The 21,893-nt window shown below is 68.3% G+C and carries 18 protein-coding genes, 2 tRNA genes and 1 riboswitch; of the genes, 8 read left to right on the forward strand and 12 right to left on the reverse strand.

The genetic code is table 11. From position 1 onward, the window contains the following. Positions 1–51: 51 nt before the first annotated feature. Positions 52–651 (reverse strand): TIGR03086 family metal-binding protein, encoded by a 600-nt coding sequence (locus tag NE2_RS24885; protein WP_063029922.1) that lies wholly within the window; start codon positions 649–651, stop codon positions 52–54. A gap of 162 nt (positions 652–813) precedes the next feature. Here NE2_RS24885 and NE2_RS24890 point away from each other — a divergent pair, with 162 nt between their 5' ends. Then, entirely contained in the window at positions 814–1,389 is a 576-nt protein-coding gene (locus NE2_RS24890; protein ID WP_030512722.1) for a carboxymuconolactone decarboxylase family protein, read from the forward strand. 91 nt (positions 1,390–1,480) lie between these two features. Here the strand turns inward: NE2_RS24890 and clpX are convergent, their stop codons facing one another. The 5 genes from clpX to NE2_RS24915 form a co-directional block, all read right to left on the reverse strand. Then, positions 1,481–2,761: an ATP-dependent Clp protease ATP-binding subunit ClpX gene (clpX, locus tag NE2_RS24895; RefSeq protein WP_030512721.1), complete on the reverse strand. Its 1,281-nt coding sequence runs from the start codon at positions 2,759–2,761 to the stop codon at positions 1,481–1,483. 371 nt (positions 2,762–3,132) lie between these two features. After that, the gene (locus NE2_RS24900; protein WP_063029924.1) at positions 3,133–3,801 is read right to left on the reverse strand and encodes an ATP-dependent Clp protease proteolytic subunit; all 669 of its coding nucleotides are present in this window, start codon (positions 3,799–3,801) and stop codon (positions 3,133–3,135) included. 40 nt (positions 3,802–3,841) lie between these two features. Beyond that, positions 3,842–4,429 (reverse strand): ATP-dependent Clp protease proteolytic subunit, encoded by a 588-nt coding sequence (locus NE2_RS24905; protein ID WP_062962776.1) that lies wholly within the window; start codon positions 4,427–4,429, stop codon positions 3,842–3,844. A 264-nt stretch (positions 4,430–4,693) separates the two neighbouring features. Further along, positions 4,694–6,061 (reverse strand): trigger factor, encoded by a 1,368-nt coding sequence (tig, locus tag NE2_RS24910; protein ID WP_063029969.1) that lies wholly within the window; start codon positions 6,059–6,061, stop codon positions 4,694–4,696. 285 nt (positions 6,062–6,346) lie between these two features. After that, positions 6,347–6,934, reverse strand: a complete 588-nt coding sequence (locus NE2_RS24915; protein WP_063029926.1) for an FKBP-type peptidyl-prolyl cis-trans isomerase — start codon at positions 6,932–6,934, stop codon at positions 6,347–6,349. A 110-nt stretch (positions 6,935–7,044) separates the two neighbouring features. Here NE2_RS24915 and NE2_RS24920 point away from each other — a divergent pair, with 110 nt between their 5' ends. Both NE2_RS24920 and NE2_RS24925 read left to right on the forward strand, forming a co-directional pair. Then, a complete protein-coding gene (locus NE2_RS24920) occupies positions 7,045–9,540 on the forward strand; it encodes a phosphoketolase family protein (protein WP_373862283.1) in 2,496 nt (831 codons plus the stop codon). Positions 9,541–9,639: 99 nt separating this feature from the next. Further along, complete coding sequence (locus NE2_RS24925; RefSeq protein ID WP_063029928.1) at positions 9,640–10,230, forward strand: condensation domain-containing protein; 591 nt, start codon at positions 9,640–9,642, stop codon at positions 10,228–10,230. 3 nt (positions 10,231–10,233) lie between these two features. Here NE2_RS24925 and NE2_RS24930 read toward each other — a convergent pair whose 3' ends face one another. Together NE2_RS24930 and NE2_RS24935 are read right to left on the reverse strand one after the other, a co-directional pair. Next, on the reverse strand, positions 10,234–10,719 hold the full coding sequence (locus NE2_RS24930; RefSeq protein ID WP_063029930.1) for an NUDIX hydrolase: 486 nt from the start codon (positions 10,717–10,719) through the stop codon (positions 10,234–10,236). 69 nt (positions 10,720–10,788) lie between these two features. Next, the gene (locus NE2_RS24935) at positions 10,789–12,873 is read right to left on the reverse strand and encodes a glycosyltransferase family 39 protein (RefSeq protein WP_084494307.1); all 2,085 of its coding nucleotides are present in this window, start codon (positions 12,871–12,873) and stop codon (positions 10,789–10,791) included. A gap of 349 nt (positions 12,874–13,222) precedes the next feature. On the opposite strand from NE2_RS24935, the gene NE2_RS24940 reads away from it, so the two are divergent. After that, positions 13,223–14,932 (forward strand): DEAD/DEAH box helicase, encoded by a 1,710-nt coding sequence (locus NE2_RS24940; RefSeq protein ID WP_084494308.1) that lies wholly within the window; start codon positions 13,223–13,225, stop codon positions 14,930–14,932. A 101-nt stretch (positions 14,933–15,033) separates the two neighbouring features. On the opposite strand, the gene NE2_RS24945 is transcribed toward NE2_RS24940, so the two are convergent. The 3 genes from NE2_RS24945 to NE2_RS24955 all read right to left on the reverse strand — a co-directional run bounded on the left by NE2_RS24945 (position 15,034) and on the right by NE2_RS24955 (position 15,701). Beyond that, positions 15,034–15,348, reverse strand: a complete 315-nt coding sequence (locus NE2_RS24945) for a DMT family transporter (RefSeq protein WP_063029934.1) — start codon at positions 15,346–15,348, stop codon at positions 15,034–15,036. Between the two features lie 17 nt (positions 15,349–15,365). After that, a riboswitch (guanidine-III (ykkC-III) riboswitch) is annotated at positions 15,366–15,432 on the reverse strand. Positions 15,433–15,474: 42 nt separating this feature from the next. Further along, a tRNA-Pro gene (locus tag NE2_RS24950) sits at positions 15,475–15,551 on the reverse strand. A 79-nt stretch (positions 15,552–15,630) separates the two neighbouring features. After that, a tRNA-Gly gene (locus NE2_RS24955) sits at positions 15,631–15,701 on the reverse strand. A gap of 777 nt (positions 15,702–16,478) precedes the next feature. Here NE2_RS24955 and NE2_RS24960 point away from each other — a divergent pair. The 4 genes from NE2_RS24960 to NE2_RS24975 all read left to right on the forward strand — a co-directional run bounded on the left by NE2_RS24960 (position 16,479) and on the right by NE2_RS24975 (position 21,075). Further along, positions 16,479–17,483, forward strand: coding sequence for a GGDEF domain-containing protein (locus NE2_RS24960; protein ID WP_063029936.1), 1,005 nt, complete (start codon positions 16,479–16,481; stop codon positions 17,481–17,483). A gap of 93 nt (positions 17,484–17,576) precedes the next feature. Continuing rightward, the gene (locus NE2_RS24965) at positions 17,577–18,398 is read left to right on the forward strand and encodes a hypothetical protein (RefSeq protein WP_084494317.1); all 822 of its coding nucleotides are present in this window, start codon (positions 17,577–17,579) and stop codon (positions 18,396–18,398) included. Positions 18,399–18,451: 53 nt separating this feature from the next. Next, the gene (locus tag NE2_RS24970) at positions 18,452–19,780 is read left to right on the forward strand and encodes a phosphatase PAP2 family protein (RefSeq protein WP_063029940.1); all 1,329 of its coding nucleotides are present in this window, start codon (positions 18,452–18,454) and stop codon (positions 19,778–19,780) included. Further along, positions 19,777–21,075 carry a glycosyltransferase family 87 protein gene (locus tag NE2_RS24975; RefSeq protein WP_084494309.1) on the forward strand — a complete coding sequence of 433 codons (1,299 nt, stop codon included), beginning with the start codon at positions 19,777–19,779 and terminating at the stop codon, positions 21,073–21,075. The genes NE2_RS24970 and NE2_RS24975 overlap by 4 nt, the downstream gene beginning before the upstream one ends. Here NE2_RS24975 and NE2_RS24980 read toward each other — a convergent pair. Next, positions 21,063–21,878, reverse strand: coding sequence for an Fpg/Nei family DNA glycosylase (locus NE2_RS24980; protein WP_063029942.1), 816 nt, complete (start codon positions 21,876–21,878; stop codon positions 21,063–21,065). The genes NE2_RS24975 and NE2_RS24980 overlap by 13 nt on opposite strands. Between the last annotated feature and the right edge of the window lie 15 nt (positions 21,879–21,893).

Here is a 21,893-nt window from a genome sequence, read left to right on the forward strand (position 1 = left end):
GCGCCGCCGGGAGCTCGGGCGCCGGGATGCGCAATTCCATTGGGCGAACGCCTATTTCGCCCCTGCCGGCCACGACGGCGATCGGCCCAGCAGGCTGAGGATCCGAGCGAGCGGATCGGAGGGGTCGGTATTCGGCACCGCGGGCGCGAACGCCGAACCCGGCTGCAAGCGAAAGTCTCCGTCGGGCACCGCCTCGGCGATCCGCAGCGCGGGCTCCGCCAGTTCCGGATCCAGCTCGTAGGGCAGACCGATCGTCCGGGCCACATCCCACCCGTGCACGACGTAGTCGATGAGATGGAAGCCGATGGCCTGACCGCCCGCAGCGGTGAACCCGGGGCCGAATTCGGGAAGCGCGAAATCCCTTACCAGCACACCGGTTTCGGAGAAGGCCGCCGTCACATCGGCAGCGACCTCGCGATACACCGCCACCGGATCCGCCGGCGGATCCAGCTGCCAGACGGCCGGATCGCCACCGTGGCCACGCGCGGCGGCCGCGAAGCCGCGGTGCTGCGCGGCCATATGGGTGAGCAGTTGGGTCAGATCCCATTCGCCACAGGGTGTGGGCCGGTGCAGATCGGCACGGGCCACCTTCGACACGATCGTCACGCTGTAGTCGACCGCCTTGCGATCGAGTTCGGAAATACTAGTCATGGACTTATCGTATGCTGATGCTGATCATATGTCTACGCTTATTACTTTCTGGCTCACCGCGACTACGCTCAGGATGGATGAGACCGGCATCACATTTCCGCCCCGTCACATCGAGGGACGGCGTCTCGTCCAAGGGGTGAACCGTCTTCCGAAGGGAGAATCATGAGTGCCACCCGCATCCCCCCGGTGCCGCCGCAGCAGGCGGGCCCACTGACCCGGTTTATGTACCGCGTCAGCAAGCGCAGGTTCGGCGAGGTGCCCGAGCCGATGGCCGTGCTCGCCAATCATCCGAAAATGCTCACGGCGTACGCGGCCCACGAGTCTTTGGTCGGCCGCGCCACCTCCGTCGTTCCCGACGATGTTCTCGAGATCGCGGTCTACCGGGTGGCCTGGACGATCGGCTGTTCCTGGTGCGTCGATTTCGGCACGATGCTCATGCGGCTGAGCCACCTCGATATCGACAAGCTGAAGCAGATCGCGGACTACCAGACCTCGGCGGCCTACAGCGCGGACGAGCGCGCCGCGATCGCCTACGCCGACGCGATGACCGCCACTCCCACCACGGTCACCGATGAGCAGATCGAGGACCTGCGGGCCCGCTTCGGCGACGCGGGCGTGGTGGAGTTGAGTTATCAGATCGCGCTGGAGAATTCCCGCGCCCGAACGTATTCGGCGCTCGGCATCACCGCGCAGGGCTTCAGCACCGATTCCTGTCGAGTGCCCTGGGCACAGGACTGAGCGAGAAGCGATTCCGGATCGCGGGCACGAAAAAGGGGCGGGAGGTTCAGACCTCCCGCCCCTTTCGCAGCTTTCGGAAATGCTCTGGCGATCAGGCCGACTTCTCGCGGCGTTCGGCCGCCTGGCGCTTGCGCGGCACGATGGTCGGCAGCACGTTGTCGTTGACCGTATCGGCGTTGATGACCACCTTGGCCACATCGTCGCGGCTGGGGATGTCGTACATCACCGGCAGCAGCACTTCTTCCATGATGGCGCGCAGACCGCGAGCGCCGGTGCCGCGCAGGATGGCTTGATCGGCCACGGCCTCCAGCGCGTCCTTGGTGAACTCCAGGTCCACACCGTCCATCTCGAACAGCCGGACGTACTGCTTCACCAGAGCGTTCTTCGGCTCGGACAGGATGCGGACCAGCGACTCCTTGTCGAGGTTGGTCACCGAGGCGACCATCGGCAGGCGGCCGATGAATTCGGGAATCAGGCCGAACTTGATCAGATCCTCCGGCATGACCTCGGCGAAGTGATCCGCGGTGTCGATCTCGGCCTTGGACCGGACCTCGGCGCCGAAACCGATGCCGCGCTTGCCGACCCGGTCCTGCACGATCTTCTCCAGTCCGGCGAAGGCGCCGGCCACGATGAACAACACGTTCGTCGTGTCGATCTGGATGAACTCCTGATGCGGGTGCTTGCGCCCGCCCTGCGGCGGCACGCTCGCCTGGGTGCCCTCCAGGATCTTCAGCAGCGCCTGCTGCACGCCCTCACCGGAGACGTCGCGGGTGATCGACGGGTTCTCGCTCTTGCGGGCGATCTTGTCGACCTCGTCGATGTAGATGATGCCGGTCTCGGCCCGCTTGACGTCGTAATCGGCGGCCTGGATCAGCTTGAGCAGAATGTTCTCGACGTCCTCGCCGACATAGCCGGCCTCGGTCAGCGCGGTGGCGTCCGCGATGGCGAAGGGGACGTTGAGCATCTTGGCCAGCGTCTGCGCGAGGTAGGTCTTGCCGCAGCCGGTGGGGCCGAGCATGAGAATGTTCGACTTCATCAGCTCGACCGGCTCGCCGCGGCTGTCGCGGCCCTTGTCACCGGCCTGGATGCGCTTGTAGTGGTTGTAGACGGCCACCGCCAGCGTGCGCTTGGCCGAATCCTGGCCGATCACGTACTGCTCGAGGAATTCCCGGATCTCGGCCGGCTTGGGCAGCTCGTCGAGTTTGACCTCACTCGACTCCGCCAGCTCCTCTTCGATGATCTCGTTGCAGAGGTCGATGCACTCGTCGCAGATGTACACCCCTGGTCCCGCAATGAGCTTCTTGACCTGCTTCTGACTCTTTCCGCAGAACGAGCATTTCAGCAGATCGCCGCCATCACCGATGCGCGCCATCTCGTGGGTCCCTACTTCCTTGTCCGCGTGCAACCGTCTGTCCCGGATGCCGACAAGCCGCCTTCGAACAACGCTACCCGCCGTGCATCCGATCAGTGTCGCGCGTCGATCGGATTCTCGCACTTCGGCGTATGTCGTCCGGGTCGGTCGTTCGTGCCGACACCCCATGAGCCAAGGTCCCTAGACCGACCGTACCCGGTCGACGCGACGGAGGTCGACAACTCGAGGATGTTTCTCGCGGAGAGAGTGTCGGAAAGCTCACCCGACACGCTCGCCACGACCCATCCCGGCTGCCGATCCGGGCGGTGCCGACCTCGCTCCGCCGCCCGGACCAGCGTCCGCGGAGCCCGCACGCGAGCTCCGCGGCGGGATCACTTCTTCTGGGCGCTCAGCTTGCGGTAGTCGAACACCGTGTCGATGATCCCGTAGTCCTTGGCCTCGTCGGCGGTCAGGATCTTGTCGCGATCGGTGTCCTTGCGGATGGTGTCGGCATCCTTGCCGGTGTGCCGGGCCAGCGTGGTCTCCATCAACCGGCGCATGCGCTCGATCTCGGCGGCCTGGATCTCCAGATCGGAGACCTGGCCCTGGATGCCACCCTCCAGCGACGGCTGGTGGATCAGCACGCGCGCGTTGGGCAGGCAAGCCCGCTTACCCGGAGTACCGGCCGCCAGCAGCACCGCCGCCGCCGAGGCCGCCTGGCCCAGGCACACCGTCGCGACATCGGCACGCACGTACTGCATGGTGTCGTAGATGGCCATCAGCGAGGTGAAGGAACCACCGGGCGAGTTGATGTACATCGTGATGTCGCGGTCGGGATCCAGCGACTCCAGCACCAGCAGTTGCGCCATGACGTCGTTGGCCGAGGCGTCGTCCACCTGCACGCCGAGGAAGATGATGCGCTCCTCGAACAGCTTGTTGTAGGGGTTGGACTCCTTGACGCCGAAGCTCGAGTGCTCGATGAACGACGGCAGAATGTACCGGGCCTGCGGGCTCGCCGGTGCGATACCGGACAGACCGGCACGCGGATCGATCAGGGTCATCTTCTTCTCCAAAGTCGATGGGGGATGAGCGGTTTCGCGCTCAGTTACCGGCGCCGTTCGCCTGGCGGGCATTGGTGATCACGTGGTCGATGAAGCCGTACTCCAGGGCCTGGGCCGCGGTGAACCAGCGGTCGCGGTCGGCGTCGGCGGTGACCTGCTCCACGGACTGGCCGGTGTGCAGCGCCTGCAGCTCGTTCAGCTCCCGCTTGGTGTGGGCGAGCTGTTCGGCGTAGATCGAGATGTCGGCCGCGCTGCCGCCGATGCCGGCGGAGGGCTGGTGCATCATGATCCGGGTGTGCGGCAGCGCGTAACGCTTGCCCTTGGTGCCCGCGGTGAGCAGGAACTGACCCATCGAGGCCGCCAGGCCGAACGAGATGGTCGCGATATCGCATTCGGCGAACTGCATGGTGTCGTAGATGGCCATACCCGCGGTGACCGACCCACCGGGCGAGTTGATGTAGAGCGAGATGTCGCGGTTCGGGTCCTCGGCCGTGAGCAGCAGGATCTGCGCGCACAGCTTGTTGGCGATGTCGTCGTCGACCTGGGTGCCCAGGAAGATGATGCGGTCGCGGAGCAAACGCTCGTACACCGAATCACTGAGATTGAGCCCAGCAGTCGCGGATGTCATGACCGGCCCCGACTTCAAAGGTGCCACAGCCTGATTGATTGTCACGGATACCTGCCCTCTCTCGCCGGCACGATGCCTGCCGGCACAGCCTCTGTCCAATATGCGGTCTTCCGGGGCCCTTCGTGGTTACGCAAGCTACCGCCTCCGTCCCCGACGCTCGACCGCGGCCTGATTCGGTTGACACAAACACTAACGAAACAAGGCGGCACCGAACTCCCGGTACCGCCTTGCTTCGCTTACAGCTGACTCATATGTCGCCGATGGCTACTCGGCGGCGTTCTCGGCGCCCTCGGAATCGGACACCGCCTCGGCGGGCTCACCGAACATCTCGGCGGTGTCGACCGTGTTGCCCTCGGTGTCGGTGACCTTGGCCTTGATCACCACGCCGGCCAGCGCCTTACCGCGGCGCACGTCGGCGAAGATCGCGCCGAGCTGCCCGGCCTGCTGGATCTGCTGGATGAACTGTTCCGGCGCCATGCCGTAGCGCTGCGACTGGAACAGGATCCGCTCGGTCAGCTCCTGCTGGCCGACCTCGGTGTTCTCGGCTTCGGCGACCGCGTCCAGCAGCAGCTGGGTCTTCACCGACTTCTCGGCGGCCTCCTTGGAGTCCTTGTCGAACTCCTCGCGGGTGCTGCCCTGGGCCTCGAGCGCCTCGGCGAACTTCGCCTCGTCGTGGTCGAAGCCGTGCACCGCGTCGTGCAGCACGGCGTCGACCTCGGCCTGCACCGCGGCCTCGGGCAGCGGCACCTCGGTCTTGTCCAGCAGCGCCTCGAGCACCTTGTCCCGGATCTCGCCGGCCTGCTGCACCTTCTTGCTCTGCTCGACCCGCTTGCGCAGGTCTTCCTTCAGCTCGTCGATGGTGTCGAATTCGCTTGCCATCTGGGCGAATTCGTCGTCGGCCTCGGGCAGCTCGCGCTCCTTGACCGAGTTCACCTTCACGGTGATGACGGCTTCCTTACCGGCGTGCTCGCCGGCCACCAGGGTGGAGGTGAAGTCCTTGGACTCCTCCGCCTTCAGGCCGACGAGGGTGTCGTCGAGGCCCTCGATCAGCTGGCCGGAACCGACCTCGTGCGACAGCCCGGAGGTGGTCGCCTCGGAGACCTCTTCGCCGTCCACGGTGGCCGACAGATCGATGGAGACGAAATCACCCTCCTGCACGGCGCGCTCGACGCTCTTCAGGGTGCCGAAGCGCTGGCGCAGCGACAGCAGCTGCTGCTCGATGTCCTCGTCGCCGATGCTCAGCGGATCGACGGTGACCTCGATGCTCTCGAAGTCGGGCAGCGCGATCTCGGGACGGACGTCGACCTCGGCGGTGAAGGCCAGTTCGTCGCCGTCCTCGATCTTGGTGATCTCGATTTCCGGCTGGCCGAGCACCTTCACCTCGGAGGCGGTGACGGCCTCGCTGTAACGCGCCGGCAGCGCGTCGTTGACGACCTGCTCCAGGATGGCGCCGCGACCGAGGCGGGCCTCGAGCAGCTTGGCCGGGGCCTTGCCCGGGCGGAAGCCGGGAATGCGAACCTGCTGCGCCAGCGCCCGGTACGCCTTGTCGAAGTCCGGCTTCAGCTCCTCGAAGGGCACCTCGACATTGATGCGGACCCGGGTCGGGCTCAGCTGCTCGACGGTGCTCTTCACGGACATGCTCCTTGTTCGTTGTTCACTGGTCTGTGTGGCCGCCGGACGGAGGTGTGATCCGCCGGCGACGATGTTCGGGTGCCGTGTGACGACGGCGTCGTTTCCCCCGAAATCGCATCCCGATCAGGGTAGCAGCGCCGCCTCCCCGGGCCTCTGCGTGCCGTTGGGAGCCGGAAGCGTCCCTGCCCGGGCTTACGTCGGGTGCGGAAAACGTCCTGGGCGTACCCGGTGAGTTACCGATGTACGTGCGAAACCCGTTGTCCGGTTTCGGACAACCTCGCAATCCTACGATGCCCCGCCGACCTTGACCGCGTCGGTGACGAACACCAGGGTCTCGTTCGGCTTCACGCCCTGCCCGCCCTGGCCGTAGCCGAGGTCCGGCGGGATGATCAGCAGGCGGCGGCCGCCCTGTTTGATGCCGATCAGACCCTGGTCCCAGCCCTGGATGACCTCACCGGTGCCGAGGGTGAGCGGGAAGGTCTGGCCGCGATCGAAGGAACTGTCCAGCTTCTTCTTGTCCGACCAGGTGACCAGCGAGTAGTTCATCTCCACCGGCTGGCCGCTCGCCGCCGCCGGGCCGGTGCCCTCGACGAGATCCTTGGTGACCAGTTGCTTCGGCGGATCGCAGTTGTCGGGAATGGTGATGGTCGGCGCCTGGCCGAAGCCACCGGTGACGCCGATGTCGTCGGCGGTGCATTCGCGGCCGTGGCTCGCCGTCGGAGCCGCGGCGGCCGAGGTCGCGGCCGGGGCCGGGGTGCCGGGCGCGGTGGTCGACGGGTTCGCCGAGTTGTTGTCGTTGCCCCCGCAGGCGGTGAGGGCGACCGCGGCCACCGCGACGGCGGCCGAGCCGATGATCCTGGCCAAAGTCTGCATGCGCGGCACCCTAATCGGTGCGCACGGCGCTCTCGCGGTGGGCCCGGTAGCCTGGCCTCGAGTCTCCATCCGAAGCGGTTAGCGAACACCCCAGTGTGAGGAGCACGATCGTGACCGACTTGGCGAGTTCGGAAGGACGGGTCCCGGCCACCGATCCGACCGGAGCCGATACGGCGGCCGACAATATCGGCGGCAGTGGTGGCGCCACGATCGCGCCCGAGCCGTATCGGCTGGCCGAGGTTCCCGGCCCACTGTCACCGGACGAACTCACCGATCTGGACGCGTGGTGGCGCGCGGCGAACTATCTCGCGGTGGGCCAGATCTATCTGACGGACAATCCCCTGCTGCGCACCCCGCTGACGGCCGAGCACATCAAACCGCGGCTGCTGGGGCACTTCGGAACCGTGCCGGGACTGAATCTGGTGTGGGCACATGCCAATCGGGCGATCCGGGCCCGCGATCTGGACGCGGTCTTCGTCGCCGGACCCGGCCACGGCGGCCCCGGACCCAACGCATGTGCCTGGCTGGAAGGCACGTATTCCGAGCTGTACAGCAATATTTCGCGCGACGCGACAGGAATGGGCGCGCTGTTCGCGCAGTTCTCCTATCCCGGCGGCGTACCCAGCCACTGCGCGCCGGAGACGCCGGGCTCCTTCCACGAGGGCGGCGAACTCGGCTACTCCCTGTTGCACGCCTACGGCGCCGCGCTCGATCACCCCGACCTGACCGTGTTCTGCGTGGTCGGCGACGGCGAGGCCGAAACCGGGCCGCTGGCGACCAGCTGGCACGCGAACAAATTCCTCAATCCGGCGCGCGACGGCGCGGTACTGCCGATTCTGGCGCTCAACGAATACAAGATCGCGAATCCGACCCTGCTGGCCCGCATTCCGGAAGCCGAACTGCTCTCGCTGCTGCACGGTTACGGCTACGACCCGATCATCGTCGCCGGGCACGACCCGGCGGCCGTTCACCAGGCGATGGCCGCGGCGCTGGATCGCAGCCTGGACCGCATCGCCGAATTCCAGCGCGCCGCACGCGAGAGCGCCGACGGCACGCGTCCCCGCTGGCCGATGATCGTGCTGCGCACGCCGAAGGGCTGGACGTGCCCGCCGGTGGTCGACGGCGACCGCGTCGAGGGCACCTTCCGCGCCCATCAGGTCCCGCTCCCGGCCGCGCGTTCCGACGACGATCACCGCCGCGTGCTCGGGCAGTGGCTGCAGTCGTATCGCCCCGCGGAACTCTTCGACGAGGACGGCCGGCCGTATCCACAGTTGCTGCGCCAGGTTCCCCCGGGGCCGCGGCGGATGAGCGCCAATCCGGTGGCCAACGGCGGCGCCACGATGCAGGATCTGCGACTACCCGACTGGCGCCGCTACGGCGTCGAGGTTCCCGCGCCGGGCGCCACCTCGCACGAGGCCACCCAGGTGCTGGGCACCTGGCTGCGCGATGTCACCGACGCCAATCGCGACAATTTCCTGATCTTCGCACCCGACGAATTGGCCAGTAACCGGCTTCAGGACGTGCTCACCGTCACCGGCCGCAATTGGCAGGCCGAAATCGGTGAATTCGACGTGAAATTGGACCGCCGCGGCCGCGTGATCGAGGTGCTCTCGGAACATATGTGCCAGGGCCTGCTGGAGGGATATCTGCTCACCGGACGGCACGGCGTCTTCACCTGTTACGAGGCGTTCATCCACATCGTCGACGCGATGTTCAACCAGCACGCGAAATGGCTGGACGCCAGTGGCGCGGTGCCGTGGCGCCGACCCATTCCGAGCCTCAATTATCTGCTGACCTCTCATGTGTGGCGGCAGGATCACAACGGATTCACCCATCAGGACCCGGGTTTCCTCGATGTGGTGATGAACAAGCAGCCGTCGATCGTGCGCGTCTATCTGCCGCCGGACGCCAATACGCTGCTGTCGACCTACGACCATTGCCTGCGCTCCCGCCATTACGTGAACGTGGTGGTGGCCGGCAAACAGCCGCAGGCGGATTGGCTGTCGATCGAAGAGGCGAGGCTGCATTGTGCCCGCGGCGCCGGAATCTGGGAATGGGCCGGCCACAACGACGAGTCGGGCACGACACCCGACGTGGTGCTGGCCTGCGCCGGTGACGTACCGACTCTGGAGACGCTGGCGGCCGCCGCCATTCTGCGAGAACGGCTGCCGCAGTTGCGCATTCGCGTGGTGAACGTGGTCGATCTGATGCGGCTGCTGCCGGCGGACGAACATCCGCACGGCCTGCCCGATCGCGAATTCGACACCCTGTTCACCCGGGATCGGCCGATCATCTTCGCCTTCCACGGCTATCCCTGGCTGATCCACCGGCTCACCTATCGGCGCACCAACCACTCCGAGTTGCACGTGCGCGGATACAAGGAGAAGGGCACCACCACGACTCCGTTCGACATGGTGATGCTCAACGACCTCGACCGCTATCACCTGGTGATGGACGTGATCGACCGGGTTCCGGGGCTGGGCACCCAGGCGGCCGGCCTGCGCCAGGAAATGGCCGACGCCCGGTTGGCCGCGCGCATCTGGACGCGCGAGCACGGCGCCGATATTCCGGAGGTGGCCGACTGGCGCTGGCCGTACGGCCGATAACCCTCGTCGTACCCGTCGAACAGCGCGGGCGGCCGTTCGGAGTTAGGCTCCGCATGTGCCCGCCGGGACGGGGGTGCGAACGAGGAACGGAAATACCGCATGGAACTGCGCTCTACCCCCGCGGTGGTCCCCGCCGTGCCGCCTGTCGATCCGACGCCCGCGGGCACGGCATCGTTCACCCTGCATTTCACGGGTTATCTCTATGCCGTCGGATTGCGCGACGCCTTCGCCGATCTGATCGCACGCCACGAACAGTTGCGGACCGTATATCCGATGCCCGGCTCGAGTGCCGCGCCCCGAGTTTTGTCCGCGACCACCGCGGTGTTGCCGCGACTGGTGCCGACGCCGGTGCCCGCGGCCGAATTATCGGCGGCGATCACCGAATTCGTGGAGACGGAAACGGCGGCGCCACTGTCGGTTCCGGTGCGGGCGAGAACTTTCCGGCCGCTCGGCGACGTCGAGGAGATTCCGCAACATTTGCTGGTGGTGATTCTGCGGCGGGCCGCGGTCGACCGCGTATCGCCGGCCCGGCTGGCGCGCGATCTCATGACCGCCTACGCCGCCCGCCGCCGTAATCTCATCCCGGCCTGGGACACGGGGCGACCCGCGCATCGGCTGACCGTCCACGAACTCCAGGGCGTGCGGCTCATCGAAGCCGGCGGCGAGCGCTTCGCGGACACCTACCGCTGAACCTCAGCCGACGGCGAGTACCTCGGTGAGCCGGTCCAGAAACGGCCGCTGACCGGCGACGATCTTCTCGCGAGCGAGTTCCGGTTCGAGCCATTCGACCCGATCGATCTCCGGGAACGTCTGCATCCGACCGGATCTCGGCGGCCACTGCATCTCGAAGGTGCCGGGGACCACCTGCTCCGGATCCAGGTCGCCGGCCACGGCCCACACGGTGACCTGCTTGCGGGAGCGACCGCTGCCGTACTGCGACTCCCCCAGCGCGATCCACTCGCCCTCGGGCACGGGCAGGCCCAGTTCCTCGGTGAACTCCCGCGCCGCAGCGGTCCGGGCATCCTCGGAATCCGGTTCGTACTCCCCCTTCGGCACCGACCAGGCGCCGGCATCCTTGCGCGCCCAGTACGGACCACCCATATGTCCGAGCAGGACCTGCAGCCGCGGGGCCTGCCGGAACAGCAGAACGCCCGCACTGTATTTCGACGCCGTGGCCATGGTCGCAGTCTGCCGTACCGGACCGGGGCGGTGGCGGCACAGGGCCGCCACCGCCCTGTGCCGCCCGGATTACCGGGGCGGCGCCGTCAGGTCGTACACCTTGGTGCCGCCGACATCGGTGGCCGCGTAGGTACTCTCCACCCACTGGGCGATCCGGCTCGCCTCCGACGTCGCACCCGATCCGGGGCCGCTGCGCTCGGAACCGACGAAGTAGTGGATCCGCCCCTCTGCGACATCGGCACGGAACCGATCGAGGGTCGGGGACGGATCGCCGCCCCCGAAACCGCCGATCGGCATGACCGCGTAGCCCGAATCGAGCTGCAGGTCCGCGGCACCCATCGAGCTGATGGCCGCGGCCGCCCACGTGTAGCCGGCGCCGTTGTTCTTCAGCAGATCGATCAGCTGCTGATTCGTCCGCTGCCCCATGCCGGGACCGGCCGGACGATCGGCGGCACCCCGTTCCGTGGCACCGGGTCCGTCGGCCGCCGGGTCGCCCGGCCGCGACGTCCGGCCCGGTTGTGCGGGAGATCGGTTATCGCCGGCCGAATCAGAGCCGTCGTCCGCCGGCCCGCCGCTGGGCCCCGCCGGGGCACATCCGTCCGGCCCAGCGGGACCGCACGCGCCTGCTGGGCCGCCCGGTCCGAAACCGAATCCGAAGCCACCGCTGGTCTTCGGTCCGGCGAGGACGATGCCGCCGTTGTGGGCGGAGGCGACGGTCTGGATCGAATAGGCCACCGGTGCGGCGATCGCGACGAGCACCGCGAGAACGGCCGTCCAGGTGGCCGTCCGGCGCGGCTGCGGTATCACCAGCGCGACGGTCGCGACCGCGCCCGCCACGCCGACGATCCACCGCAACCACGGCACGAAATCCGGAGTGCGATCGAGCACGATCACCGCGGTGACCGTGGTCAGCGCGGTAGCCGCGGCCAGCACGACGCGGACGCCGAGTCGATCGCGCTGCCGCCACAGCACCACCGCCCCGATCGCGGCCGCGCCGGCGATACCGGGTGCCAGGGCGACGGTGTAGTACTGGTGGAAGATTCCCTTCATGAAGCTGAACACCAGGGCGGTGACCAGCGCCCAGCCGCCCCACAGCAGCAGTGCGGCGCGCCGGGTATCGGTGCGGGACGCGTTGCCGCACAGCACGACAGCCGCGACGCACAGGATCAGCGCTGCCGGAATCAACCAGGCGATCTGACCGCCGACCGTCTCGCTGAACAGTCGCGTGATCCCGGCCTCCGAACCGAACGACGGTCCGTGGCCGCGGCCGCCGGGTCCGGGCGGACCGCCGAACCCACCGCCGGAATCCACCCCGAGTCGCTGCAGTCCGTTGTAGCCGAGGGTCAGCTCGATGATCGAATTGTGCTTCGAACCACCGAAGTACGGCCGTGAATCGGCCGGCCACAACTGCGCGACCAGCACCCACCAGCCGGCGCCGACCACCACCGCGGCTCCGGCGGCCAGCAGCTGCAGCAGGCGCTTACCCAGCCGGGGCGGCCCGGCGAACAGATAGGTCAGCGCCAGGGCGGGCACGACCAGCAGCACCTGCAACTGCTTGGCCAGGAATCCGAGTCCGACGAAGCCGCCGCACAGCAGCAGCCAGCGCCACCGGCCGTCCTCCAGCGCACGCGTCATCGCCCATACGGCGGCGATCATCAGCAGAACCAGCAGCGCGTCCGGGTTGTTGTAGCGGAACATCAGCGTGGCCACCGGCGTCACCGCCAGCGCGAGCCCGCCGAGCAACCCGGCGCCGGGGCCGAAGGTCCGGCGTAGCGTCGACCAGAGCAGGGCGACCGCGGCGACAGCGATCACCACCTGCGGGATCAGCATGCTCCAGCTGTTCATCCCGAAGAGTCGGGCCGAGATCTCCATCGGCCACAACGACGCCGGCGTCTTGTCGACGGTGATCGAATTGCCCCAGTCCGAGGAACCGAAGAAGAACGCCTTCCACGATTTCGCCCCGGACTGCACCGCGGCGGCATAGAAGGAGTTGGCCCAGCCGTTCGCGCTCAGATTCCACAGATAGGCGATCGCGGTGCCGCCCAGCAGCGCGGCGAGTCCCAGGTACTCCCACGGCAGGCTCCGGGTGCCGCCCCGGCCGGGCGTCGCCACCCCGTCCGCGGGGCGGCCGGGCGCGATAGCAGTTTCGGTCATGGCTGCCATGATGGTCGGCCGTGCCCCCGCTGCGCTGGGACGCCGCTGGGAGAACCCTGTGAACCCGCCCAGTGATGTCCCCCGCCGCCCGGTCATCCACACCGGTTGTCGAGGAGAGAACCGTCACCCTCGCGCGATGGGGGAGAAACGGCCCCGACGGGATAGGCTCAACGGGGAGTATCGGTTACTCGTACTCCCTCCGTCGTGGATGTCTACTCTTCGCGTCGGCCACCCAGCGGTCAGCCTTCGTGCGGGCCACGAAGCTCAGCGTCGCTGCAACCGCAGCTCCGCTGCCAACCCAGCGCCGCTGCGGTTCACCTCTGCTGCTCGAAAGGCACCACGACTACTCATGACGACTCGTTCATCGAGCCCTGCCGCCACCTTCGACACTCTCGGCGTCGGCGCGCCGCTGTTGCGCGCGCTGGCCGCGCAGGGTTTCAGCGCACCGTTGCCGATTCAGGCCGCGACGCTTCCGGACACGCTGGCCGGCCGGGATGTGCTCGCTCGCGGGCGTACCGGCAGCGGTAAGACCCTCGCCTTCTCGATTCCCATGGTCGACCGGCTGCACCGGCTCGGTCACCGGCGCCTCCCGGGCCGCCCCGCGGGTCTGGTGCTGGCGCCGACCCGCGAGCTCGCCACTCAGATCGCGGCGACTCTCGAACCGCTGACCGATGCGTGCGACTTGCGGGTGGTGACGGTGTTCGGTGGCGTGCCGCAGGCCCGGCAGGTCCGCGAATTGCGTTCGGGCGCGGATATCGTCGTCGCCTGCCCGGGCCGCCTGGAGGATCTGATCAAACAGCGCCTGGTCGCCCTGGACGAGGTGCGGATCACCGTGTTGGACGAGGCCGACCACATGGCCGATCTCGGCTTCCTGCCCGGTGTCACCCGAATCCTCGCCGCGACCCCGGCCGACGGTCAGCGGATGCTGTTCTCCGCAACCCTGGACAACGGGGTGAACAAGCTGGTGCAGCGCTTCCTGCGAAACCCGTTGTCGCACACGGTCGACGAGGCCCACTCGCCGGTGCCCGCGATGACCCACCACGTCTTCGAGATCGGCGACAGCGAGGCCAAGCGCGCACTGGTTCACACCCTCGCCTCCGGAACCGGACGGCGAATCCTGTTCATGCGCACCAAACATCACGCGCGACGGCTGGCCAAGCAGCTCACCACCGCCGGAATTCCGGCCGCCGATCTGCACGGCAATCTGTCGCAGGTCGCGCGCGACCGCAATCTGGCGGCCTTCGCCGACGGCACCACACGCGTGCTGGTCGCGACCGATATCGCCGCCCGCGGCGTCCACGTCGACGACGTCGAACTCGTCGTGCACGTCGATCCGCCCGCCGAACACAAGGCCTACCTGCACCGCTCCGGGCGCACCGCCCGCGCCGGCAGCACCGGCGACGTGGTGACGATCATGCTGCCGGAACAGCGCAAGGACGTCGCGGTCCTGCTGCGCAAGGCCGGACTCGACGTCCGCCCGCAACAGGTGCGTCCGGATTCCGCCCAGGTCACCGCACTGGTCGGCCCGGTCGCCGCGCCGGTGGCTCCCACCGCCTCGAAAACCGGCCGCGCCGAACAGAATTCACGCCGTCCCGCCTCGGGCACCGACAGCCCGTCTCGCAAGCCGAGGCGGAGCCGCGGCCCGGCGGCGCGGAGCGAACGCCGCGAATCGGCGAACCACAGCGCCGCGACGGTATCCGCGGGCCGCACGGCAGCCGGACGTCACCGATCCGGGCACGACGGCGACCGAATGACGACGGCCACCACGGATACCGCGGCCGGCGGCCGAACCACGGCGGCGCGAAATCGGCGCACCACCGCCGGCGAGCGCCCGGCCGCATCGGACAACGGACGCGCGGGCGCGCGCACGGGCCGCGGACACCGCGGCACCGCCGACGTGCCCGCCCGCACAGGTGGCAAACCCGTGCGTGAACGCACGGCGGCGGCCACCGGCCGGACCGAGCGCGGCTCGTCCGCCCGCTCGACCGGCGGAACGAAACGCGCTCAGGCGCATGCTCGTTCGGCCGGATCACCGCGGCCGGCGCGCGGCAATCGATAAGGAACTTCCACCGACCGGCGGTCTCGGCAGGCGAGCGCTCACCCATCCGGGTGAACGTCGCGGCCGGGACGCCGCCGGCGTGTTCGGTGAACCCCCACCGGCTATCCGGTCAGCTTCAATCCCACCACGCTCGCAACGATCAACAGCAGCAGAGCGATCTTCACCAGCGACGCCTGTTCGGTCCCGGTGACCATCGCGTACAGCACGGTGAGCGCGGCCCCGATGCCTACCCACACCGCGTAGGAGGTGCCCACGGGCAGGGTGCGCATCGCATAGGCGAGACCCGACATCGAGGCCACCAGCGCGGCCGCGAAGACGAGCGACGGCACGATGCGGGTGAAGCCCTGTGATTTCCCCAGCGCGGTGGCCCAGACGGCCTCGAAGACTCCGGACAGCACCAAGACGATCCAGGCCATAGGCGGCATTCCCTTCGGAAATACCGTCTTGTCGGGCCCGGGTACGGTTGCGATCGTCCGGTCGGCCGCAGAACGCGACCTCCCAATTCCAGCGCCAACGACCGGGCGAAAATTCCCGGTCGTCCGTGGTCGGGATGACAGGATTTGAACCTGCGACCCTCCGCTCCCAAAGCGGATGCGCTACCAAGCTGCGCTACATCCCGTTTCCGTCCAGCGGCTCCGCTGGCGCCTCCCGATGGACGGGATCCGGCGGCCGGGGATTGCCGACAATCCCCTCATCGGAGCGGGTGACGGGAATCGAACCCGCACCATCAGCTTGGAAGGCTGAGGTTCTACCATTGAACTACACCCGCAGGCATACGACACCAATGGGATCGCCACGATGTCGTCTGCGTGTAGGACTGTACCGAACTTCACTTCCGGAATGCCAATCGCACACCCGGTTTTCGCACGGCGCGTCCGCCGGACTGCGCACCGGCGCTCCCGACTCCCTCCACAGCCGACCCACAGCGACTGCACAGCAACCGCGTCGATCGGTCGAGGTGGCGCTTTCCGATCGATTCGCGGCACGACCGCCGTCACCGCCGAAGGCATGGTCACCACCGGCGGTCGGGCGCACCCATCCGCCGCCACCCGTTCCCACACCTGGGCACAACGCGATGCCGCAGCGACCCCTCGCGCAGGCGGAGCATCGAATGCTCACTCCACGGCCGAACCTCGCCGGCCCCCTGTGATACTCGTCACCAGCGACTCGCCGCCGCCGCTCGAGCCGGTGCGATGTCGAGGGCTCTGGCCTGCGATAAGAACGATTCGCGAAGACCCGCCCACCCGCGGGTGAACGTCGGCGCCAACACACCGGGCGCGACACGCTGGGGCAAGGTGTAACGCCGCAGGCCCGGCGTCGATCACACTGCCGATCGCCATTCGCGACGTATCGGAACAGGTTGTAAAACAGCGTTTTTCGGTGCCGAGTGGCTTGCTAGGATCCTTTTTGCCGGACGGGGGTATCTGGAAAGGGGGCGGTGAGCGTGCGCCGAAGGTGTACTCGACCGCGAAGCAGTGAGCGCGTTCCGGAGGGCGTGACCGGCCGGAGCGCCGGCGTCGACGACGTCTGCGCGAGGTGATCGGCGATGCCTGCCGAACTCGACACGCAGACCGCCGCCATCGTCGCGGCGACGACACGGGACTGGGTTCGTGCCGTCTATCCCGGCAGCGGGCTGACAGTCGGTCCCGAACACCTCGAGCAGGTGTTCGCGGCCATCGTCGACGAATTGTTGAATCTTGCACAGTCCGAACCGTTTCCGGTATCCGCCGCCCGCGCGATCGGGCGTCGGCTGGCCGAGGCGCCCCTCGACCGCACCCGCATGCTCGCTCCTGCCACCAGAGCGCTGCTGGGCTTCGCGCCGGGTGATTCCGGCTCCCTGGTGGCGACCCGGTGGCCGTTCGTGGCCAGCCATGCCATCGACAGCTATGCCGAGGCCCTGCAGCAGCGCGCCCTGGCCCAGCAGGAGCGAAATCTGACGGCGGCGGTTTCGGTGCGAGTGCAGGAGATCGCCGCGCTGCAGGACCGGCTGCGGCACGAGGCGACGCACGACGCGCTGACCGACCTCGCCAACCGCTCCCTGCTGCAGGAGCGGGTGCGGCTGATGGCCACCGACCACACCCGCGGCGTCGGCCTGCTGCTGCTCGATCTGGACGACTTCAAGCAGATCAACGACGGCTACGGCCATTCCGTCGGCGACGAGGTGCTGGTCGAGATCTCGCGGCGGCTGCGGGCGGCCTGCCCGGACGAAACGGTCGTATGCCGCTACGGCGGCGACGAATTCGTCATCGCCCTGCCCGCCCGCCGCAATACGCTCGCCGAGGTGGCGATGCGCGTGCTGACCGCCCTGCACGATCCGGTGCCGACCGATGCCGGGCCGGTGCCGGTGTCGGCGAGCGTCGGCACGGCGTTCTCCCCGCCCGGACGTCCGTGCGACTTCTCAGATCTGCTGCGCAGCGCGGACCGGGCGATGTACTCGGCCAAGACGGCCGGCAAGCGGCAGTTCGCACTCTCCGAACTCGGCGATTCCGACGGCGAGCCGGGCGGTTACGGCGCCGCCCGACTCGGCTACGACGCGGCCGTCGCAGGCTGAGAGCAAGCCTCGGGCAAACCGTCGACGGGTACTCTGGTCGATGTGTGGCTCCTGCTGATTCTTCTGGTCGTCGTGCTGATCGCGTTCGTCGCGATGGCGGTCACGGGGCGTTCGAACCAACGCACCCGGGAGAACAACCAACTCGCCGACGCGAAGGCCGACGCCCGCCGGTTGATCGAACGCCTCGGCGGCCAGGTCTACAACCTCACGGGCACCGATCAGGCCTCCAAGCAGGCGCTCGCGGATGCGGGTGAACGGCTCAACGCCGCCGGCTCGCAGATCGATCAGGCCGCCACCGTCACCCAGGCACGGCTGGCCAAGGAAACCGCGATCGAGGGCCTGTACTACGTGCGCGCGGCGCGGACCGCGATGAATCTCGACCCCGGCCCACCGGTCCCCGAACTGGACGGCCAGCGGTCCGCCGGACGCGTCACCGAGGACCGCACCGTCGACTTCGACGGCCGCCGCATCGAGGCGTCGCCCACACCCTCCCCGCAAACTCCGAACTACTACCCGGGCGGCCGGGTCGCCGGTCGTCCGGTGCCGGCCGGCTGGTACTCCGAGCCGTGGTGGAAGACCGCACTGGTGGCCGGCGCCTGGGGCGTGGGCTCGGTGCTGCTGTTCGACGCGCTGTTCGGCGGCATGCACGGCGTCGGTTACGGAGCGGCCGGCTTCGAAAACGGTTACGGCGCAGGGTATGACGCCGGATTCGACGCGGGGCAGGACGCCGGTCAGGATCCCGGGCAAGGCTTCGACGGCGGTGACCAGGGCGGATACGACACCGCCGGATACGACGGCGGCGGCTACGACCAGGGCGGCGGGTACGACGGTGGTGGCTTCGATGGGGGCGGCTTCTTCGACGGCGGTGGTGGCTTCGACGGGGGCGACTTCGGCGGATTCGACGGAGGTTTTTAGCTTTCCAGTAACCGGAAGTTGCGCCTCCGTTTACGTTGTGTTATCGATCTTCAGTGTTGATCGACCACGAGGCGAGGGTAGTTCCCTCGTCGTCGTTATCCGGGGGCGGGAAAAAGCCCCGACTACGGGCCGCTGCCGCATTCGCCGCCGCTGTGGCCCTGCTCACCATCGCCCAGGTGTGGGCATCCGACCACGGCGCCCTCGGGCCCTTTCGTAGTCTCCTCGCCGATTACGCGGCCGATCCGCAGTCGGCGTTCGTCTCCTGGGCGGGGCTGGGCCTTGCCTGTGTCGGTGTGCCCGCGCGCATCCGGGTCGTCAGCCTCGCCTCGGCGGCGGTGCTGGACCTGCTGGTACTCGGCGTGCAAGCCCTGTGCGGCTGGCACCTTTCGATCGGAACCGGACCCACGCTCGCCTTGACCGCCCTGGCGCTGACCGTCGCCCGGTGGCATGGCCGGCCACGGCGGATCGCCCTGCGCGCCATCGCCTTCGGCGCGTTGCTGATCATGGCCTCGAAGCTCGCCGATACCTGGCTGCTGGTGAGCATTTCCGCCGGTCCCCGCGTACTGGATCAGTACGTGCAGTATGCCGATCGGGCACTGGGAGATCCGGCGTGGGTGGTGGGCAGCATGCTCGACGCCGCGGGCCCGATTCCGTCGAATGTGTTGCACGCGGTGTACATCCAATTGCCGGCGGCGGCCGTGGTGGTCGCGGTCTGGCAGCTGCGCCACGTGACGACGAAGCCGTGGCCGCGACACAACCTGCTGCTCACATTCCTGGCACTGGGCATCGTCGGGCCGCTCGTCTACGTGCTGTTTCCCGTGGTCGGCCCGGTGTTCGCCTACGGTCCGCTGGGCCACGGCCTGCAGATCGGCGACTGGCCGCATACGGTGCCGGCGATATCCGGCACCCCGGCGCCGATGCTCTTCGATTCCGGCACCGCTCGCAACTGCATGCCGTCGATGCACACCGCTTGGGCCACAGCGTTGTTCGTTCATTCCCGCTCCGGGCCGCGGTGGCTGCGCTGGGGCGGGGCGGTGTGGCTGGTGTGCACGCTACTGGCGACGCTGGGCTTCGGCTACCACTACGGCTGCGATCTCGTGGCGGGGGCGGTCCTGTGCCTGACCGTGGAATCCGCACTGCGCGACCCCGAACGCGGCTGGGACGGCCACCGGATCCGGATGGTGACGCTCGGCGCCGGGGTTTTCGCGGGGCTGCTGCTGTCCTATCGTTTCCTCGCGGAGACCATCGCCGCCCACCCGCTGCCGTCCGGACTCGCCGTCCTGGCCGCACTGGCCGCCGTGATCTCCCTCTTCTACACGACGTGGTTCGCCGCGCCCGAGCGCCGAACGGCGAACATCGAAAGGTCGGTCTCAGCTTCATGATCACGGTGCGGACGGAGCGGCGCCAGCTGCTCCGCCACCAGCATTCGGACGACACGAGATATTTCCCCCGCATTCCGATCGTGATCGGAATTCTGCTCTCGGTGTCGGCCGCCCTGCTCATCTCGGCGCTGCACGGTTTCCTCGATCTGCAGGTCTATCGGGTCGACACCCTGGCCTGGTTGCACCGCGGCGCACTGTACGGTCCGCCGCTCCCGGTGGCCGGCCATACCGACCTGCCGTTCACCTATCCCCCGTCGGCGGCGGTACTGATGGCGCCGCTCGCCGTGATGCCGCTCTGGCTGGCGGAGATCGCGGTGACGGCCAGTTCGCTCGCATGTCTGTCGGTGACCGTCTGGCTCGTGCTCTCCCGGATCCGGCCCGATCTCAGCCCCCGTTCGAAAGCAACCCTGACCACCCCCGTCGTCATCGCGATGGCGGCGCTCGAACCGGTGCACACGACGCTGTGGTTCGGGCAGATCAACATCATCCTGATGGCCGCGGTGGCGCTGGACTGCCTGACCGTGAAACCCCGCTGGCCCCGAGGCGTGCTGATCGGCATCGCGACCGTCACGAAACTGACTCCGGCGGCCTTCGTGCTGTATCTGCTGATCCGCCGGGACTGGAAAGCGGCGGGAACGGCGGTGGCGACCGCCGCGGGAGTGGTGCTCGCCGGATTCGTGCTGTTCCCGCGGACGTCCACGCAGTACTGGCTGCACGCGATCGTCGAAACCGGGCGCATCGGCGCGCCCTACTACGCCGGAAACCAGTCCCTCAAGGGCATGATCTATCGACTCGGCCTGCCCGAATCCGCGGCCGTGGCGGTTTGGCTCGGACTCGGCCTCGCCGTCGTCGCCGCCGGCGCGGTCGCGATGCACCTGCTCCTGCGCGCCGAGCGCACCGCCGACACCGGCCCGCTCGCATCCGGGAATGCCCCCGCGATCACGAAATTCTCGGTCGCGGCCCTGCTGCTGAATGCCGCAGTGCTGCTACTGGTTTCGCCGGTCTCGTGGACCCATCACTGGGTCTGGGTGGCGCCCGCACTGGTGACCGCCGCCCTGTGGTCCGCGAGCAGATCCGCGGCGGCGGTGGCCGGCGCGATCGCCGCCGTCACCGCCCCGTTCCTGATCGGACAGGTGCTGGTGCCGGGCGGCGGCGACCGGGAGCTCGACTGGAATTGGTGGCAGCACCTGCTGGGCAATACCTACGTTCTCGTCGCCGTCGCGATGCTCGGACTCGCGCTCACGCGTCTGCTCCGGCGCCGCGCCCCGGCTGTACCGGCTGCTCAGTCCGGCTGACAGGTGGGGCACCAGAACAGGTTTCGCCCCTCGAGCACGGCATGGGCGACGGTGGTTCCACAGATCCGGCAGGGCTCTCCGGCACGCCGATAGACGTAGGTGCGGGGTTTGCCGGCCGCATAGGACGGCGCGCCGCGGTCGTGTTCGGGGCGCACCACCACAATGGCGCCCCGGCGCACGCCGACCTTCATCAGCGCGACCAGGTCCGCCCACAGCGCCTCCCACTCCCCGGCCGTGATCGCGCGGCCGGGGCGCTGCGGTAACATGCCGTGCCGGAAGAGCACTTCCGCGCGGTAGACATTGCCCACCCCCGCCACCACCGACTGATCCATCAGCAGCGCGGCGATCGACCGGTTCGAGCGGCGGATCCGCTGCGCCGCCCGATCCGGATCGGCATCGCGCCGCAGCGGATCCGGCCCGAGCCGGGCGGTGAGGACCTCGACTTCAGGTCCGTGCAGGACCTCGCACGCGGTCGGCCCGCGCAGATCGGTCCCGTACAGCGTATTCGCCGACTTCCCGGCGCCGATCATCCGCATCCGCACCTGGCCGACCGGGTCGCTCAGGGGCGCGGGCGATTCGGTGAAGGTGCCGTAGAGACCGAGGTGCACATGGACCACCAGGCCCGAATCGTAATGGTGCAGAAGGTGTTTACCCCACGCCTCGGCCTTGGTCAGCGTGGCTCCGTCGACCAGGGCGGCACCGTCGGCGAAGCGCCCCTGCGGACTGGATACCCGCACGACACCGCCCGCGAAGCGCTGCTGATGCAGCTTCGCCAGGCGATGCAGCGTATGCCCCTCAGGCATCGACCGAATCCCGTT

Origin of the sequence: Nocardia elegans NBRC 108235 (assembly GCF_001612845.1) — a bacterium.
Classification (GTDB): Bacteria; Actinomycetota; Actinomycetes; order Mycobacteriales; family Mycobacteriaceae; genus Nocardia; species Nocardia nova.

Excerpts from the sequence above, each read along its gene's own strand:
- NE2_RS24885 (WP_063029922.1), bottom strand. The coding sequence starts at position 651 with ATGACTAGTATTTCCGAACTCGATCGCAAGGCGGTCGACTACAGCGTG.
- NE2_RS24890 (WP_030512722.1), top strand. The coding sequence starts at position 814 with ATGAGTGCCACCCGCATCCCCCCGGTGCCGCCGCAGCAGGCGGGCCCA.
- clpX (WP_030512721.1), bottom strand. The coding sequence starts at position 2,761 with ATGGCGCGCATCGGTGATGGCGGCGATCTGCTGAAATGCTCGTTCTGC.
- NE2_RS24900 (WP_063029924.1), bottom strand. The coding sequence starts at position 3,801 with ATGACCCTGATCGATCCGCGTGCCGGTCTGTCCGGTATCGCACCGGCG.
- NE2_RS24905 (WP_062962776.1), bottom strand. The coding sequence starts at position 4,429 with ATGACATCCGCGACTGCTGGGCTCAATCTCAGTGATTCGGTGTACGAG.
- NE2_RS24915 (WP_063029926.1), bottom strand. The coding sequence starts at position 6,934 with ATGCAGACTTTGGCCAGGATCATCGGCTCGGCCGCCGTCGCGGTGGCC.
- NE2_RS24925 (WP_063029928.1), top strand. The coding sequence starts at position 9,640 with ATGGAACTGCGCTCTACCCCCGCGGTGGTCCCCGCCGTGCCGCCTGTC.
- NE2_RS24930 (WP_063029930.1), bottom strand. The coding sequence starts at position 10,719 with ATGGCCACGGCGTCGAAATACAGTGCGGGCGTTCTGCTGTTCCGGCAG.
- NE2_RS24935 (WP_084494307.1), bottom strand. The coding sequence starts at position 12,873 with ATGACCGAAACTGCTATCGCGCCCGGCCGCCCCGCGGACGGGGTGGCG.
- NE2_RS24940 (WP_084494308.1), top strand. The coding sequence starts at position 13,223 with ATGACGACTCGTTCATCGAGCCCTGCCGCCACCTTCGACACTCTCGGC.
- NE2_RS24945 (WP_063029934.1), bottom strand. The coding sequence starts at position 15,348 with ATGGCCTGGATCGTCTTGGTGCTGTCCGGAGTCTTCGAGGCCGTCTGG.
- NE2_RS24960 (WP_063029936.1), top strand. The coding sequence starts at position 16,479 with ATGCCTGCCGAACTCGACACGCAGACCGCCGCCATCGTCGCGGCGACG.
- NE2_RS24965 (WP_084494317.1), top strand. The coding sequence starts at position 17,577 with ATGGCGGTCACGGGGCGTTCGAACCAACGCACCCGGGAGAACAACCAA.
- NE2_RS24975 (WP_084494309.1), top strand. The coding sequence starts at position 19,777 with ATGATCACGGTGCGGACGGAGCGGCGCCAGCTGCTCCGCCACCAGCAT.
- NE2_RS24980 (WP_063029942.1), bottom strand. The coding sequence starts at position 21,878 with ATGCCTGAGGGGCATACGCTGCATCGCCTGGCGAAGCTGCATCAGCAG.